Source organism: Enterobacter sp. P82 (genome assembly GCF_037053385.1).
Taxonomy (GTDB): Bacteria; Pseudomonadota; Gammaproteobacteria; order Enterobacterales; family Enterobacteriaceae; genus Enterobacter.
On sequence record NZ_JBALHX010000001.1, the window covers coordinates 1323891 to 1337625 of the forward strand.

The 13735-nt window shown below is 49.1% G+C and carries 13 protein-coding genes and 1 pseudogene; 6 read left to right on the top strand and 8 right to left on the bottom strand.

Annotated elements, in window-relative coordinates:
• Positions 1-65 precede the first annotated feature (65 nt).
• A complete protein-coding gene (locus WB237_RS06130; protein WP_336211487.1) occupies positions 66-653 on the top strand; it encodes a LysE family translocator in 588 nt (195 codons plus the stop codon).
• Positions 654-712: 59 nt separating this feature from the next.
• Here WB237_RS06130 and WB237_RS06135 read toward each other — a convergent pair whose 3' ends face one another.
• Entirely contained in the window at positions 713-1606 is an 894-nt protein-coding gene (locus WB237_RS06135; RefSeq protein ID WP_336211490.1) for a LysR family transcriptional regulator, read from the bottom strand.
• A 267-nt stretch (positions 1607-1873) separates the two neighbouring features.
• Positions 1874-2785: a LysR family transcriptional regulator gene (locus WB237_RS06140; RefSeq protein ID WP_336211493.1), complete on the bottom strand. Its 912-nt coding sequence runs from the start codon at positions 2783-2785 to the stop codon at positions 1874-1876.
• A 103-nt stretch (positions 2786-2888) separates the two neighbouring features.
• Between WB237_RS06140 and WB237_RS06145 the strand changes: the two genes are divergently transcribed.
• From WB237_RS06145 to fabF, 4 genes and pseudogenes are all read left to right on the top strand, one after another.
• Positions 2889-4097, top strand: a complete 1209-nt coding sequence (locus WB237_RS06145; protein WP_336211495.1) for an MFS transporter — start codon at positions 2889-2891, stop codon at positions 4095-4097.
• Between the two features lie 59 nt (positions 4098-4156).
• A pseudogene (locus WB237_RS23025) lies at positions 4157-4237 on the top strand (hypothetical protein); the annotation flags it as partial.
• Positions 4227-4787 (top strand): winged helix-turn-helix transcriptional regulator, encoded by a 561-nt coding sequence (locus tag WB237_RS06150; protein WP_336211498.1) that lies wholly within the window; start codon positions 4227-4229, stop codon positions 4785-4787. The pseudogene WB237_RS23025 and the gene WB237_RS06150, both read left to right, overlap by 11 nt.
• A 127-nt stretch (positions 4788-4914) precedes the next feature.
• Complete coding sequence (gene fabF / locus WB237_RS06160; RefSeq protein WP_336211501.1) at positions 4915-6189, top strand: beta-ketoacyl-ACP synthase II; 1275 nt, start codon at positions 4915-4917, stop codon at positions 6187-6189.
• An 81-nt stretch (positions 6190-6270) separates the two neighbouring features.
• On the opposite strand, the gene WB237_RS06165 is transcribed toward fabF, so the two are convergent.
• A complete protein-coding gene (locus WB237_RS06165; protein ID WP_336211504.1) occupies positions 6271-6753 on the bottom strand; it encodes a glutathione peroxidase in 483 nt (160 codons plus the stop codon).
• A gap of 120 nt (positions 6754-6873) precedes the next feature.
• Between WB237_RS06165 and WB237_RS06170 the strand changes: the two genes are divergently transcribed.
• Positions 6874-8595, top strand: coding sequence for a SulP family inorganic anion transporter (locus tag WB237_RS06170; RefSeq protein WP_336211507.1), 1722 nt, complete (start codon positions 6874-6876; stop codon positions 8593-8595).
• Between the two features lie 72 nt (positions 8596-8667).
• Here the strand turns inward: WB237_RS06170 and WB237_RS06175 are convergent, their stop codons facing one another.
• The 5 genes from WB237_RS06175 to paaK form a co-directional block, all read right to left on the bottom strand.
• Entirely contained in the window at positions 8668-9186 is a 519-nt protein-coding gene (locus WB237_RS06175; RefSeq protein ID WP_336211510.1) for a DUF2569 domain-containing protein, read from the bottom strand.
• A gap of 45 nt (positions 9187-9231) precedes the next feature.
• The gene (locus tag WB237_RS06180; protein ID WP_336211513.1) at positions 9232-10644 is read right to left on the bottom strand and encodes a hypothetical protein; all 1413 of its coding nucleotides are present in this window, start codon (positions 10642-10644) and stop codon (positions 9232-9234) included.
• A 135-nt stretch (positions 10645-10779) separates the two neighbouring features.
• Positions 10780-11376 (bottom strand): phenylacetic acid degradation protein PaaY, encoded by a 597-nt coding sequence (gene paaY / locus WB237_RS06185; protein ID WP_028017538.1) that lies wholly within the window; start codon positions 11374-11376, stop codon positions 10780-10782.
• A 9-nt stretch (positions 11377-11385) separates the two neighbouring features.
• Positions 11386-12318, bottom strand: a complete 933-nt coding sequence (paaX, locus tag WB237_RS06190; protein ID WP_114977352.1) for a phenylacetic acid degradation operon negative regulatory protein PaaX — start codon at positions 12316-12318, stop codon at positions 11386-11388.
• Between the two features lie 80 nt (positions 12319-12398).
• Positions 12399-13715, bottom strand: a complete 1317-nt coding sequence (paaK, locus tag WB237_RS06195; protein ID WP_336211520.1) for a phenylacetate--CoA ligase PaaK — start codon at positions 13713-13715, stop codon at positions 12399-12401.
• Between the last annotated feature and the right edge of the window lie 20 nt (positions 13716-13735).

The following is a 13735-nucleotide window of genomic DNA, read 5'->3' on the forward strand; positions in this document are numbered from 1 at the left end:
GGAATGTAGTCGTGCATTAAAAATGTGCTTTATTACAGAGTCGTCGATAAGAATACGGAGATAAAATGACTTTATTTTTTGCAATGTTTTTGTTCTCCCTCACCATGTCCATTTCGCCAGGACCAGTCAATATGGTCATTATATCATCAGGCGCGAACCATGGATTTAGAAGAACTCTCCCATTCGTCTCAGGTGCAACAATAGGATTTACTCTATTACTGATAATAATGGGTTTTGGGCTCTATGCTGCCATTGATAAACACCCACTCTTTTTCAAATACCTCAACGTGGCTGGCTCAGCGTTTATAATATATGTAGGTTATAAGATAGCCTCATCCCAGCCTGAGTTATCATTGACAAAATCAGAGGCACCCGGCTTCATCCAGGGATTTTTACTTCAATGGCTCAACCCTAAAGCCTGGATTGCCTGCGCATCTGGAGTAGTATTATTTTCTGAACCGTCAAACAATTCCCCATTGATAGTTTTCATAACAATCTATTTTTTAGTGTGTTACCTTTCATTAGCTGCATGGGCTGTTCTTGGAAAGAATATCTCAGCATTACTTAATAGCATTGGACGCATTCGCGCCTTTAATTTATGTATGGGCGGAACACTGATCATCACTGCTTCCTACATGCTTCTCGCCCAATGAACAACGCTTTCACACACTGACTGGATTTAATCCATTAAATTATCACACTTCTAAATCATTCATAATAACTGGGATTCAAAAGAGTTGTAAATATTATTAATCAACGTGTACGCGATACTGCTGGTAGATATATTTGAAGGCCAAACCGCGTAGACTTTTAGTGGCTCAAGTGACCAGTCCTGGAGAACCAACTGCATGTCTTCGCGCTTAATATCCTCTTTGCTGAGATAGCAAGGAGGAGCAGTGATTCCAACCTGATGCTTTGCAAGAGAATAGGCAGCTTCGACATTATCAACGTATACCGTTGGCGTATACTTAATTACAGCTACCTCGCCATTTTTGTGTCTGAACTCTCGACTGCTCTGCAGCATGCTAAGACCAATCCAGGGCATTTTTTCTAAATCATCAGGATGGTTGACAGGCGGGTAATTGCTCAGAAATTTCTTTGACGCAACAACGTGTCGGGGCAATACAAAAAGATGCCGGGCTTTGAGTGCGCTGTCTGGTAGTTCGCCAATTCGAAATGCGACATCAATACTATCGGCAATGATATCTTTGCGCGTGTCGCAATAAGAAATATTCAGGCAAACATCCGGGTATTCCTTTATAAAATCTGCAAGATGGCGTGTGAATACACTATTGATAAAAACTGCAGGAATAGAAAGATTCAGCTTATTGCTTGTTGAAATAGAACGCTGTTTAAACTCGATAAACCCCTTTTCATAGAGTTCCAACATAGCGTTAGCGGTTTCGAGCAAACTTGCACCATCATGTGTCAGGGATAATTTGCGCGTATTTCTGTATAGCAAAGCACTTCCCAGATTTTTCTCCAGCTTAGAAAGATGCGTGCTTGCTGTCGCGGTAGTAAGCCCTAAAGCGTCTGCGCCACCTGAAATCGATCCAGCTTGTACAATTTTTGCAAAAACTATCAGGTAACGGATATCATCGATCATTTATATTCCTGAGTTCGCTCATTAACTTAAAGCGTGAGAGTTGTTCTATCTACCGTAAAGCTATCATGTTTTTATTCACCACCAAAGGTCATTTCTTTTTTATCGAAGGTTCTCGAGTGTACGTCAGGCAACTTCCGTTTCTGGTAAATCAATGGTAACCAGTATGCCAAAGCTGCCTGGTTCTACAGTATGAGGAATACCAGCTCTCAGGTAATGCATTTGCTTCGGTTCGAAGGTCATAAAGCGTCATAGCAACATTAGCTTGTGTTACTCAGGATTTTTGCTCAATTTCTGCTGCATGAAATCAATGAGCGCGCGTGTTTTTGCGGGCAAATAGCGTCGATCTGAATAAAGTGCGAACAATTGCAATGGCGCTGGCGATTGTTCAAACTCAACCTCGATTAACTGTCCATTGTTAATGTATGGCTGACAGGCTTGTTTCGATAGAATGGCAAAACCGACACCTGCGACCGCCGCTCGCCCTGCCATTTCTCCGCTGTTTACCCGGTAATGACCTTTAACCTTAATGGTTTCAAATCCCCCTTTCTTATTAACAAACTGCCAGGGAGCACCTCTAAGTGCACTTACCGTTGTAATACAGGGTAATTCTTCAAATTGCTGTATCCGAGAAGGTGTACCATAACGTTGAATAACGGAGGGAGCTGCAACAATAGTGCAAGGAATAGTCACCAGATGACGGGCTATGTAGTCACAGTCATCCATTTGACCACGGCTAACGATAACAGCTAAATCCAGATCATCTCGCAGGGATTCAAAACCAGACAAATTTGTGACGCAGCTTATTTCCAGCTCAGGATATTGGCAAGCGAAATCGGCAACGACAGAACCCAGCAATGCAGGACCTATTTCATTCGGAATACAAATGCGTAATGGCCCCTTGAGTTGCATTTGCCGTAACGTTAATTCTGTTTCAGTTTGCTCAAGCGCCTCCAGTAGTGGCTTAGCCCGGGCATAGAGTAAGTGCCCCGCCTGCGTAAGTTTCATATGTCGGGTGCTGCGCTCAATAAGCTGAAGATTCAGTTTGTCTTCTAACTGAGAAATACAACGACTTACATTAGATGTAGGCATTTCAAGAAGCTTCGAGGCCCCAATAAAACTTTCTCTTTCAACCACAGCCGTGAACACTTTAAGGGTATTAAAATCAAGAGCCGAGCGCATCAACTATCCCAAAAATGATAATAATAAGTACCATTTTTACCATCTAATGAACTGCATTGATAGTGGTTAAACTCGGGTATCTTTCATCCACAGGTTGCTTGCTATGCCACTGGTCACCACAATGTTTAATCATAAAGCCCTTCTACGGATAGCGATTGTAATGGCTTTTATCCAGTTCACTAATGCACTGGAATATATGATGTTCAACCCTATTTTTGCTTTTATGGCCGCGGATTTCGCAGTCCCCGTATCATACTCTGGCTATGTATCCGGCATGTACACAGCAGGAGCCGTGCTGTCAGGAATTATCGCCTTTTACTGGATAGGTCGCCTCAACAGGAAACGTTTTTTAATTGCCAATATGGCATTACTAGGCCTGGTGACACTTTTGACTACATTCACCTCCAATTTTAGCCTTCTGCTTATATTACGATTCTGCTCAGGATTAGTCGGAGGTACGACAATGGGGGTGGGTATCAGTATATTGATAAACCACGCACCAACTAACTTGCGGGGGAAAATGTTAGCGACGGTGATTGCATCATTTTCGATAGTCAGCATTGCAGGAATGCCCACGATATTATTTTTGTGCACTCATTATGGCTGGCATATCGCTCTGTGGTTAATCAGTACACTGTGTTTGTTGGCATTGCCGCTGATTGTTTCCATCATCCCTCAGGATCCCGCCTCTTTCGAGACACCCCACACACTCCCTCTCGACGCTGATACTTTACTGTTTGCTTCCAGTAATGCGCTTGTACAGTTTAGTTCGATGTTGGTCATTCCCGTTCTGGTACCGGTAATGACACAGCAATTGAGCGCTTCGCAGGACCTGTTACCCTGGCTGTTCTTCGTTGGAGGGATGAGTGGGTATCTGTCTACAAAAATGACTGGCGCGTTAGCTTCCCGTATATCTGCTTTGATTTTGGCCTCAGGGTCAACCATCTTCTTTATCCTGAGTTTACTCATACCCATCCTGGGTTTTCCGCATCCGGGACTGTTTATTACTTTATTCCTTGGCGCATCATACAGCCGTCTGGTTTCGACTTCGGTGGTGACGATTCAGTTTCCTGATGACAAACAACGAGCCGGGTTCGCTTCATTACAGACATCAATAATGTATTTGACTACAACAGTCGCATTTTTCCTCTCTGCTTACCTGTTACCAGGGCACGTCATGGCACCACGAAATATCAACACGTTACTGGCAGTATCTGCAATTTTCGCATCATTTTCCCCAATGATTATTGTTATTCTGCAAAAGAAACTGGCTAAACGTCTTATCCAGACTGAGCACCCCATCACTGACTAGCATTTCATCCGTTTTTGTCTGTGTGCTGAACCTGGATGCAACATTCTGATTGGCTCTTAAGTAACTTGCATTTTGATAGTTACTATGTCAATTTGCTTGCGAAAGCCACCTACTCATCCAGGTCAGCCCATGAAAAATGAACTGCTTTGCCACGCTCCCTGCCCCATCGCCCGTAGTCTTGGGCGTATTGGTGACAGCTGGAGCATCATGATCCTGCGCGACGCCGCCTCGGGTTTTACCCGCTTTGACGAGTTCCAGAAAAGCAGTAACGTCGCGCCCAATATTCTTTCGCGCCGTCTTAAGTCGCTGGTAGATGACGGATTGCTGGAGAAGATTTGCTACAGCAGTTCACCACCACGCTACGAATATCACCTCACACAAAGCGGACGCGATTTTCGCATGGTTCTGCTGGCGATGGCGGAATGGGGTAGCCGCCACTTTTCACCCGAAGGCCGTCAGATGCAATTGGTGGAAAGTGAAACTCAGAGAACTGTGGAACCGATCCTGGTCGATAAAGCAACCGGTGAAGAGATTTTAACGGGTAAATACACCATGGTACCGGGTCCCGCAGCCTCACCAATGATGAAATACCGCCACGAATATCTGCTGCGTAAACGCGAAGGCGATAGCGGGCAAAAATTCCAACCCGAACCTTACAGAGATGCCAGCCATGAATCCGACCTGATTTAGCGGGAGGAACGAAGCAAGGCATTATCCGATGAAAATTACTTCATCATGATCGGTTTTTTGATTGTCGCGCTGCTGGTTTCATTGATGAAAAAGTCGCCGACACATTACTCATACAGGAGAGTTGTTTATGGGCGTTTCAGCTAAACGCATTGTTGTAACCGGGATGGGGATTGTCAGCCCCCTGGGCTGCGGTGTACAACACGTCTGGCAGTCGCTGCTGGCAGGAAAGTCAGGTATTACAAAGCTTAGCGAGAAGTTAGTCGAAGATATTCCCTGCAAAGTCGCCGGACAGGTTCCGTCCATTGAGAACGACCCGTTGCACGGCTTCGATCCGCTGGCAACCATCCCGGCCAAAGAACGTAAAAAGATGGATCGCTTTATCGAATTTGCGCTGGTTGCCGCGCGTGAAGCGCTGACACAGGCCGGGTGGTCGCCTGCATCAACGACAGAACAAGATCGTACTGCAACCGTCATCGCCACGGGGATTGGCGGGTTCGGCGAGATCGCCAATGCAGTACATACGACGGATGAGCGCGGACCGCGTCGCCTGTCTCCGTTCACTATCCCCTCTTTTCTTGCCAATCTCGCCGCCGGACATGTGTCTATTGCCCATGGTTTTCGTGGCCCCATCGGCGCGCCAGTCACCGCTTGTGCGGCAGGTGCGCAGGCCATTGGCGATGCTGCACGGATGATCCGCAGTGGCGAGGCCGATATCGCCCTCTGTGGCGGTTCAGAAGCGGCGATTCATCGCGTTAGCCTTGCCGGGTTTGCCGCAGCAAGAGCACTCTCCACCGCATCCAATGACCAGCCGGAAGCGGCCTCTCGCCCCTTTGACCGTGACCGCGATGGTTTTGTGATGGGGGAAGGTGCCGGGCTTATCGTGATTGAGTCGCTGGAGCACGCACTGGCACGTGGCGCCACGCCGCTGGCAGAGTTGGTCGGCTACGGCACCAGTGCTGATGCGTATCACCTGACAGCGGGTCCGGAAGACGGTAACGGCGCACGTCGTGCCATGGAAATGGCCATACGTCAGGCAGGAGTCTCAACTGAAGAGATTGACCATATCAATGCCCACGCCACCTCGACTCAGGTAGGAGACAAAGGTGAACTGGCAGCGATTAAAAGCCTGTTTGGCACGCATCCCGTTGCTATTACGTCCACGAAATCAGCAACCGGTCATCTGTTAGGTGCAGCCGGCGGAATTGAGGCCATCTTCACTATTCAGGCGTTGCGTGACCAGATAGTACCGCCGACGCTGAACCTGTCTCACCCCGATGAAGACGCGGAAGGCATGAACCTGGTGGCGCGGGTGGCTCGTCCGCAGAAGATGAATTACGCGCTGTCTAACGGTTTTGGCTTTGGTGGCGTCAACGCTAGCCTGCTGTTGAAACGCTGGGAGTAAGGATCCAGTTTCCCCGCTGGCAAAGGCCGGCGGGTTTGCTGAAAATACACGATAAGTCGATCTCTTGAATGACAGGAACGCTCAGTTCTTGAGTAGAGCAAGGATAGAGGCTTCCATTTTCTCCGGCGTCGTGAACGGTGCAAAACGCTTAAGCGGTGTGCCATCGCGACCTATCAGGAACTTCGTGAAATTCCACTTGATCCGTCCACCCAGCACGCCGGGCAATTCGCTTTTCAGGTAACGAAACACCGGGTGCGCGGCATTGCCGTTGACCTCTACTTTCTCGAACATCGGGAAGCTCACACCGTAGTTGATATGACAGGTCTGCTCGATTTCATCAGCACCGCCGGGTTCCTGTTTCCCAAACTGGTTGCAGGGGAAACCCAGCACCACAAACCCATGGCCAGCATACTTCTTGTAGAGCGCCTCAAGGCCAGAGTATTGTGGCGTGAAGCCACACTGACTGGCAGTGTTCACCACCAAAATCAGTTTGCCAGCATAGTCAGCCATTGAGATAACCTGGCCGCGCAGACTGGTGGCAGAAAATTGATAAAAGGTGGTCATATCGCGCTCCTGAGAGTAACAACTGTCAATGCCGGCACAGCCTGGAATCATTTTAAAGCAAAAATTTTATTTAGAAGCGTGCCATCATTACGTAGGTAAGATCAATATCCGGAGAATAACGTGTTCGGAAAATTTTTATTAAACTACATGCCAGGGCTACAAAATTTATTAGCCTACGATAAAAGCTGGCTAAAACATGATGTTAAAGCCGGGTTATCCGTTGCGGCTGTAGCACTACCCGTAGCGATTGCTTATGCTGAGTTGGCGGGTGTTGGGGCTATCGTCGGGCTGTATTCATGCGTTTTACCGATGATAGCTTATGCGCTGTTTGGTTCTTCACGTCAGCTTATTGTTGGCCCTGATGCCACGACCTGTGCGGTGATTGCCGCCGTCGTGTTTCCTCTTTCTGCCGGAAATCCCGAACTGCACTGGCAACTGACGATCGTCATGACATTGATGATGGGTGGATGGTGTCTGCTTGCCAGTAAATTTCGCCTGGGCGCCCTTGCTGATCTGCTTTCTCACCCTATTCTGACTGGTCTGCTTAATGGCGTAGCCGTGACGATTATTGTCGGGCAATTAGGTAAGGTTTTGGGGATCAAGCTTGATGAAGCGCAGGTTATTGAGAAAATTATTGCCTTACCGGGCCGAATTTCAGACAGCCATTTATTAACCTTCGGAATATCCATTTTAACGTTAGCTATTTTAATGGCTATTAAAACGTTTCGCAGTCACTGGCCGGCACCTTTGATCGCCATAGTGATAACGACGTTTCTGGTATGGGGGACATCTGCACAACAATATGGTATTGCCACTATTGGGGGCGAAGGTTTCCAGCCTGGATTACCCGTCGTTAACTGGGGGGCGTTCCAGCCGGGTCCGATGCGTGATTTAGTGATCCCGGCGCTGAACCTGGCTTTGGTCAGTTTTGTCAGTCTGATGCTGACCGCCCGCAGTTTTGCGGCAAAAAATGGCTATGAAATCAATGCGGATGCTGAGTTCAGAGCACTGGGTATTGCGAATATCATGTCGGGGTTATCTCAGGGGTTTGCTATTAGTGGGGCCGATTCCCGGACCGCGGTTAATGATTCCACTGGCGGAAAAAGTCAGCTGGTATCCATTGTTGCAGCCTTACTCATTGGAGTCGTACTACTCTTTTTCACTCAACCCTTACAATTTATTCCGGTCTCTGCATTAGGTATTGTTCTAATGTATGCGTCGTGGTCATTAATTGATTTGCGTGGGCTATGGAACCTGAGACGAAGAAATAAACAGGCATTTCGCCTGGCTTTTTTCACGTTTGGCTGTGTTTTAATTATCGGTGTTATTCAGGGTATCGGTCTTGCGGTGCTGCTTGGCCTGTTACAGTTTCTGCGTACAGTCTTTCGCCCCTCTGAGCACTTACTGGGAACTGATGAAAATGGCATGATCCATTCATTAGGGAATACCACCGATATTAAAATGGTTCCGGGCGTGCTGATGTATCGTTTTAACTCACCGTTGACCTATTTTAATGTGGCTTATTTTAAACGCCGCGTGTTGAACTTAGTTGAAGGTGCAGCAGAACAGCCTAAATGGGTGGTCATTGATGCCGTTGCCTGCTTCACCTATTCAGATATCAGTGTTCTGGCAACCATTAATGAGCTAAAGCGTGACCTGAAAGGTCGACAGATTAAGTTAATCCTGGCGGGCAGGAAAACGGAATTAACACGCTGGTTTAAAGAAAGTCGGCCAACAATGAATGATGATGACATGATTCTGGCGCCAGACCTCTATCTGGCACTCCGCTTCATTCAAAGCAAAGAGAGTGTGAGCGAGGATGAATCAGGGGATGTTGTATAAACCCCATTCTGGTTAAAGGCGAGTAAACTCCGCTTTTTCACAGGGCTGCTGTTGCAGCCCTGTCAGCCTCGTCTACCAAATGAACGTCTTTTTAACCCGCACGGAGGTGCGGAAGTATGGGATCCAGATACAAGCGTATATCACATGCATAATAATAGGCATTATCTGAGCCATATTCAGGGCGATCTGCGGAAAGATGTAAGACGTGGCGACCCTGTCAATTAGCATCAGAGCGATACCCGAAACAAGCAACGCACAATAAGCCAGAGGTAACTCTTTCTTTTTCCGCAAAAACAGAGAAACAATATAAATGATAAAGAGCAGGAAAACTAAGTTAATCCCACTGGCAACAAAGAGATAGGTCGTCTGGGAGAGCGGAAGACGACCTACCGTTTCCATCCCGGCACTTAACGTTACTGCCATAGAGTTAAAGTAGGCGTAAGCGATAAACAGCATATTGATAAATGGCAGATATAACAAACCACCTATTTTGCGATATCGTTTTTCTTCGCACTCAGAACAATATTCAAGATGCTGTGGGATCTCTTTATCACATTTAATGCACGTCCACTGAAACGCTGAATTGGTCATTTTATGTCCTTATTTCATAATAGCTCGGTAAGGCCTGGTTATTGATTATCGCGTCACACTCACATTTTCCAGCGTCACCAACCTTTCAGGCTTATCGCCCAGTTGCTGAGCAACAGGGACGAAGATATTGAGATCCTGCAGCCAGGCTAATTTGCTTCTGTTATCTGGTTGCCCCGCATTACTTTCATGACACTCAACTAACAAATATTTCCCACTAAACTCAGGTGCAATACGCTGCGCATCCCCTTCCCCCGTCACTTCACAGCGCATCGCTGACGATGTGACTTTCTTATCCGCATCAATATTTTCCAATTTAGCCTGATATTTTTGACCCTGTACTAACGGGAAATGCAGATCCGTCTGCAATGTGTTGAGCAACATGGCACCGCTACTGATGGACATGGCGAATTTCAGTTGTAACAGATTAGCCAGCGTTAAACGTTGAACCGTCCAGATGCCATAGTCTTCAAGCTTACGTGTATAACCATCCGATTGCGCATCCAGCTGGACTTTAATCTTACCGAGCGCGCTGACTTCGGTGTACCGAACCTGTTTAAAACGCGGCATCGCCCAGGATTTGATCAGTGCCTGCGCCTGGTGATCAATAGCAGCAGAAAGGGGGTATTTACTCAACCATTGGGGATTATTATTGCTCAGATCGGGCATTGAGGGCCCCATCAACGTAGATGCTGACTTGTTCACCGCGGGTACAAAGCGCCCTTCAGCGGTGAATGTTTTGCCTGCAGGTAGCTGGCAGAGTTGCTCAAAGTGTTGTGCCTTTTGAGCGTCAATCTTGAAGCTACTTTTGCGACGAACAATATCAGCGGTGATGAGTGAGTCCGTTACGCGACCCTGGCCATCGAAGTTCATTGCAGCGACAGCGTCGCCCTGATGGGTTTTACAGTTATAGAAATAGTGCTCAATCTTTAATTCAAGCGGCGCGTCATAAGGCGGTTCCCAGATGATATCGGCAAAATCATATCCCATGCGTACCGTTAAAATGTCGCCAACGCGATGAATGCTGTTAACATCGACAAGATCGGTAATGCCCGTTGCAGACGTGGCTGATAATCTTTCCCACAGGGGTTCTTTTACCGGTAGCTGGCAGATCTTACGGATATCCTCTGCCGTCATCAGCTTATCATCCTGTGCTGGCGCATACCGCATGTAGCTGTCGCCGTAAAAACGGACTTTGGTTAACCCTTCATCATCCAGTAAATCCTTGTACAGAAGCTCGGACTTACCCTGCTTACAATCCACTGAACGCCATTGTTGCGCTGTTTTGCCGTTATTGAAGTTTAACGACACCATATAACTCACACGATCGTGGATGCGGGTAACAGACAAGGGGTTAATGCCACCGCCAATAAGTTCAGGCTTTTCAGCGGCCTGAGCAAAAGAAAACGGCAACAGAGAAAGTAAAAACAGAGGGCGAATAAGAGGCCGTGCGTAATGCATACATGTTCCTTCATATATAACCAGAGAAAAAGATTATCGGCACCAGGGATTAAATAATTAGCCTCATTTAATTGCAACTGTACAGATAACCGCAGCATGGGTCGGTTCCATCCGCCCCTGCTTCAATATCTCACCTCACACCGCCGACTTCGGCCTTAAATTCTCATCAAACGTCAGCCGTTTCCGCCCAGGCTCCACTTCACGCAGCGGTTCTACCTGGTGCATGGTCAGCTTGCAGCGCTCCACCAGCACCTGATATTCCCTTGTACCCTGTTTTTTCCACGCCAGTTCCTGCTCGCTCAACTCGCGAATCGCTTTGGCCGGGCTGCCAATAATCAAATGCCCTGCGGGCATTTCCGCTTTCGCCTTCACAAATGCCGCCGCGCCGACGATGCTGTTTTCACCAATCACCGCGCCGTCCATCACCACAGCGTTCATTCCCACCAGTGCGTTACGGCGGATAACACAGCCATGCAGAATCGCGCTGTGGCCGATATGTCCGTCCTCTTCCACCACCGTGTCCTGTTCAGGGAAACCATGCATCACGCAGTTATCCTGAATGTTCGCGCCATCTTTCACCACAATACGGCCAAAATCTCCGCGCAGGCTGGCGTTCGGGCCGACATAAACGCCTTTGCCCAGAATCACATCGCCAATGAGTACCGCCGTCGGGTGAACATAGCTCTCGTCAGGTACGACCGGCGTCAGACCATCAATTTGATAAACAGGCATCCTCACTCCTTATGCACTCGTAAGACCACCAAAGCGTTGATAGTAGAGCGTGCCGGGCACGGGCAGTTCACCGACGGAGGTTTCGCCTTTCTCACTGACAAACGCCAGCGCCCCCGGTGCCACACGCTGATAAATATTGATGCAGAGCTGCCGGGCGCTTTGCCCGGCCCAGTGCGCTGGTAGTAACTCTTCCGGCAGCAATGGGTCTTTCAGCACCACACGACGATAAAAATGGATCAGCAACAGCTGGATCTGGAAGCAACGCTCTGGCGTCAGCTCCTCTGGTGTCGCCTCTTTCAGCAGCGGCAGCAGCGGCCGGAACGAGCTAATAAACGTTTCGTACATCGTGTTTTGTTCGGTCAGTTGCCAGCACTCTTCCACCCGCGAACGCAACGCAGCGCGGGATAAAGCCAGCGGCGAGTGAGCTTCAAAGAAGATGACGTTTTCCGCCACGCCAGCATCATGAAGCAGGGACTGCACATCTGCCAGATGCTGCGATGGTGAAGCCATCAGGCTCGGCGCAAGCGTGCCAAATCCCTGCCAGATAAGCTGTTTTTTGACGTCAGCAAGCGTAGTTTTGTCCAGACCTTCAGAGAGCAGCAATAACCATTTTCCGTCCCAGGCGGGCAACTCCGCGCGATAGATCTTATTCTCCGCGCGGCGGGTTAAACGTAGCCCTTTGTCGCTCAGGCGATAAAAGCTGCGACGTCCAATGCGCGAGACATCCAGCCAGCCCTCTTTGTTGAGGCGAAACAACGCAGTGCGCACGAACCGTTCGCCGAACCCCATTCCCTCCAGTAATGCCGCCAGGCTCCCGAGCCAAATCTCGCCCCCGCGATGGGAAAGCGCGTCACCGTATAATGAGGAGATAAGGGATGTCCCGCTGATCGGAACGGAGCTGACTGCGTGCTGGATAAAGGCGTCGAGTTTCATGTGATTCATTCTGTTGTAATTTTTGTCCCGGATGAATCATAGCATAGTTCTGCATTCCCTCTCTCCGGCGGAGAGAGGGAAGAAGAAACTCAGCTGTTGGCCGCGATTTTACGCAAATCAAACACCCGGCAGGCTTTCCCCTCTGAGCGCGGGATACTGCCGCAATTAACGATCATCACGTCGGTTGAAATCCCCACCATGGATTTAATGCGGTGGCGCAACTGGTGACACACCTGGCAACGCTGTTCGTGCGTCAGCGTCAGGCTGCTCTCTTTTAGCTCCACCTTCACGGAAAGTGAATCAAGATGTCCGCGACGGTTCACCTCCAGCTGGTAATGCGGCGAGAGATGTTCGAACTTCACAATTTCCTCTTCCAGCTGCGACGGGAAGACGTTAACGCCACGGATGATCAGCATATCGTCACTGCGACCGCTGATCCGGTCCATACGACGCATACTGCGCGCGGTTGCTGGCAGCAGGCGTGTCAGGTCACGGGTACGGTAGCGGATCACCGGCAGCGCCTCTTTGGTCAGCGTGGTAAACAGCAGTTCACCCTGCTCGCCGTCATTAAGCGGCGTACCGTCGTTCGGGTTGACGATCTCCGGATAGAAATGATCTTCCCAGATTGTCGGACCGTCGGCGGTTTCGATACACTCCATCGCCACGCCGGGGCCCATCACTTCGGAGAGGCCATAAATATCCAGCGCCGTGATCCCTAGCCGTTTTTCAATCTCACGGCGCATGGCCTGCGTCCACGGCTCGGCGCCGAACACGCCCACACGAAGAGAACAGGTACTGGCATCGCCGCCCATCTGGCGTTCCAGTTCTTCAATCAGGTTAAGGCAGTAGGATGGCGTCACCATGATCATATCTGGCTGGAAATCCCGGATAAGCTGCGCCTGTTTCTCCGTCTGACCACCCGACATCGGGATCACCGTTGCGCCTAAACGTTCTGCACCGTAATGTGCACCCAGACCGCCGGTAAACAACCCGTAACCATAGGCCACGTGTATTTTGTCTTTTGCACTGCCGCCTGCGGCACGCAGGGAGCGGGCCACCAGATTGGCCCAGTTGTCGATGTCGCCTTGCGTGTAGCCGACAACGGTAGGTTTGCCGGTGGTGCCGGAGGATGCGTGAATACGTACCACCTGCTCCATCGGTACGGCAAAGGTATCGAACGGATAGTTATCCCGCAGATCCTGCTTGGTCGTGCACGGGAATTTACGGATATCCGCCAGCTCTTTGAAATCGTCAGGGTGAACGCCCGCTGCATCGAACTTGCGTTTGTACATCGGTACGTTGTTATAGGCGTGGTGCAGCGTCCATTTCAGACGCTCGGTCTGCAACGCCTGTAATTCGTCAAGGGATGCTGTTTCGATCGGGTCAAGCTTTGTTGTATTTGTCATTGTAGGATACTCACATTGTT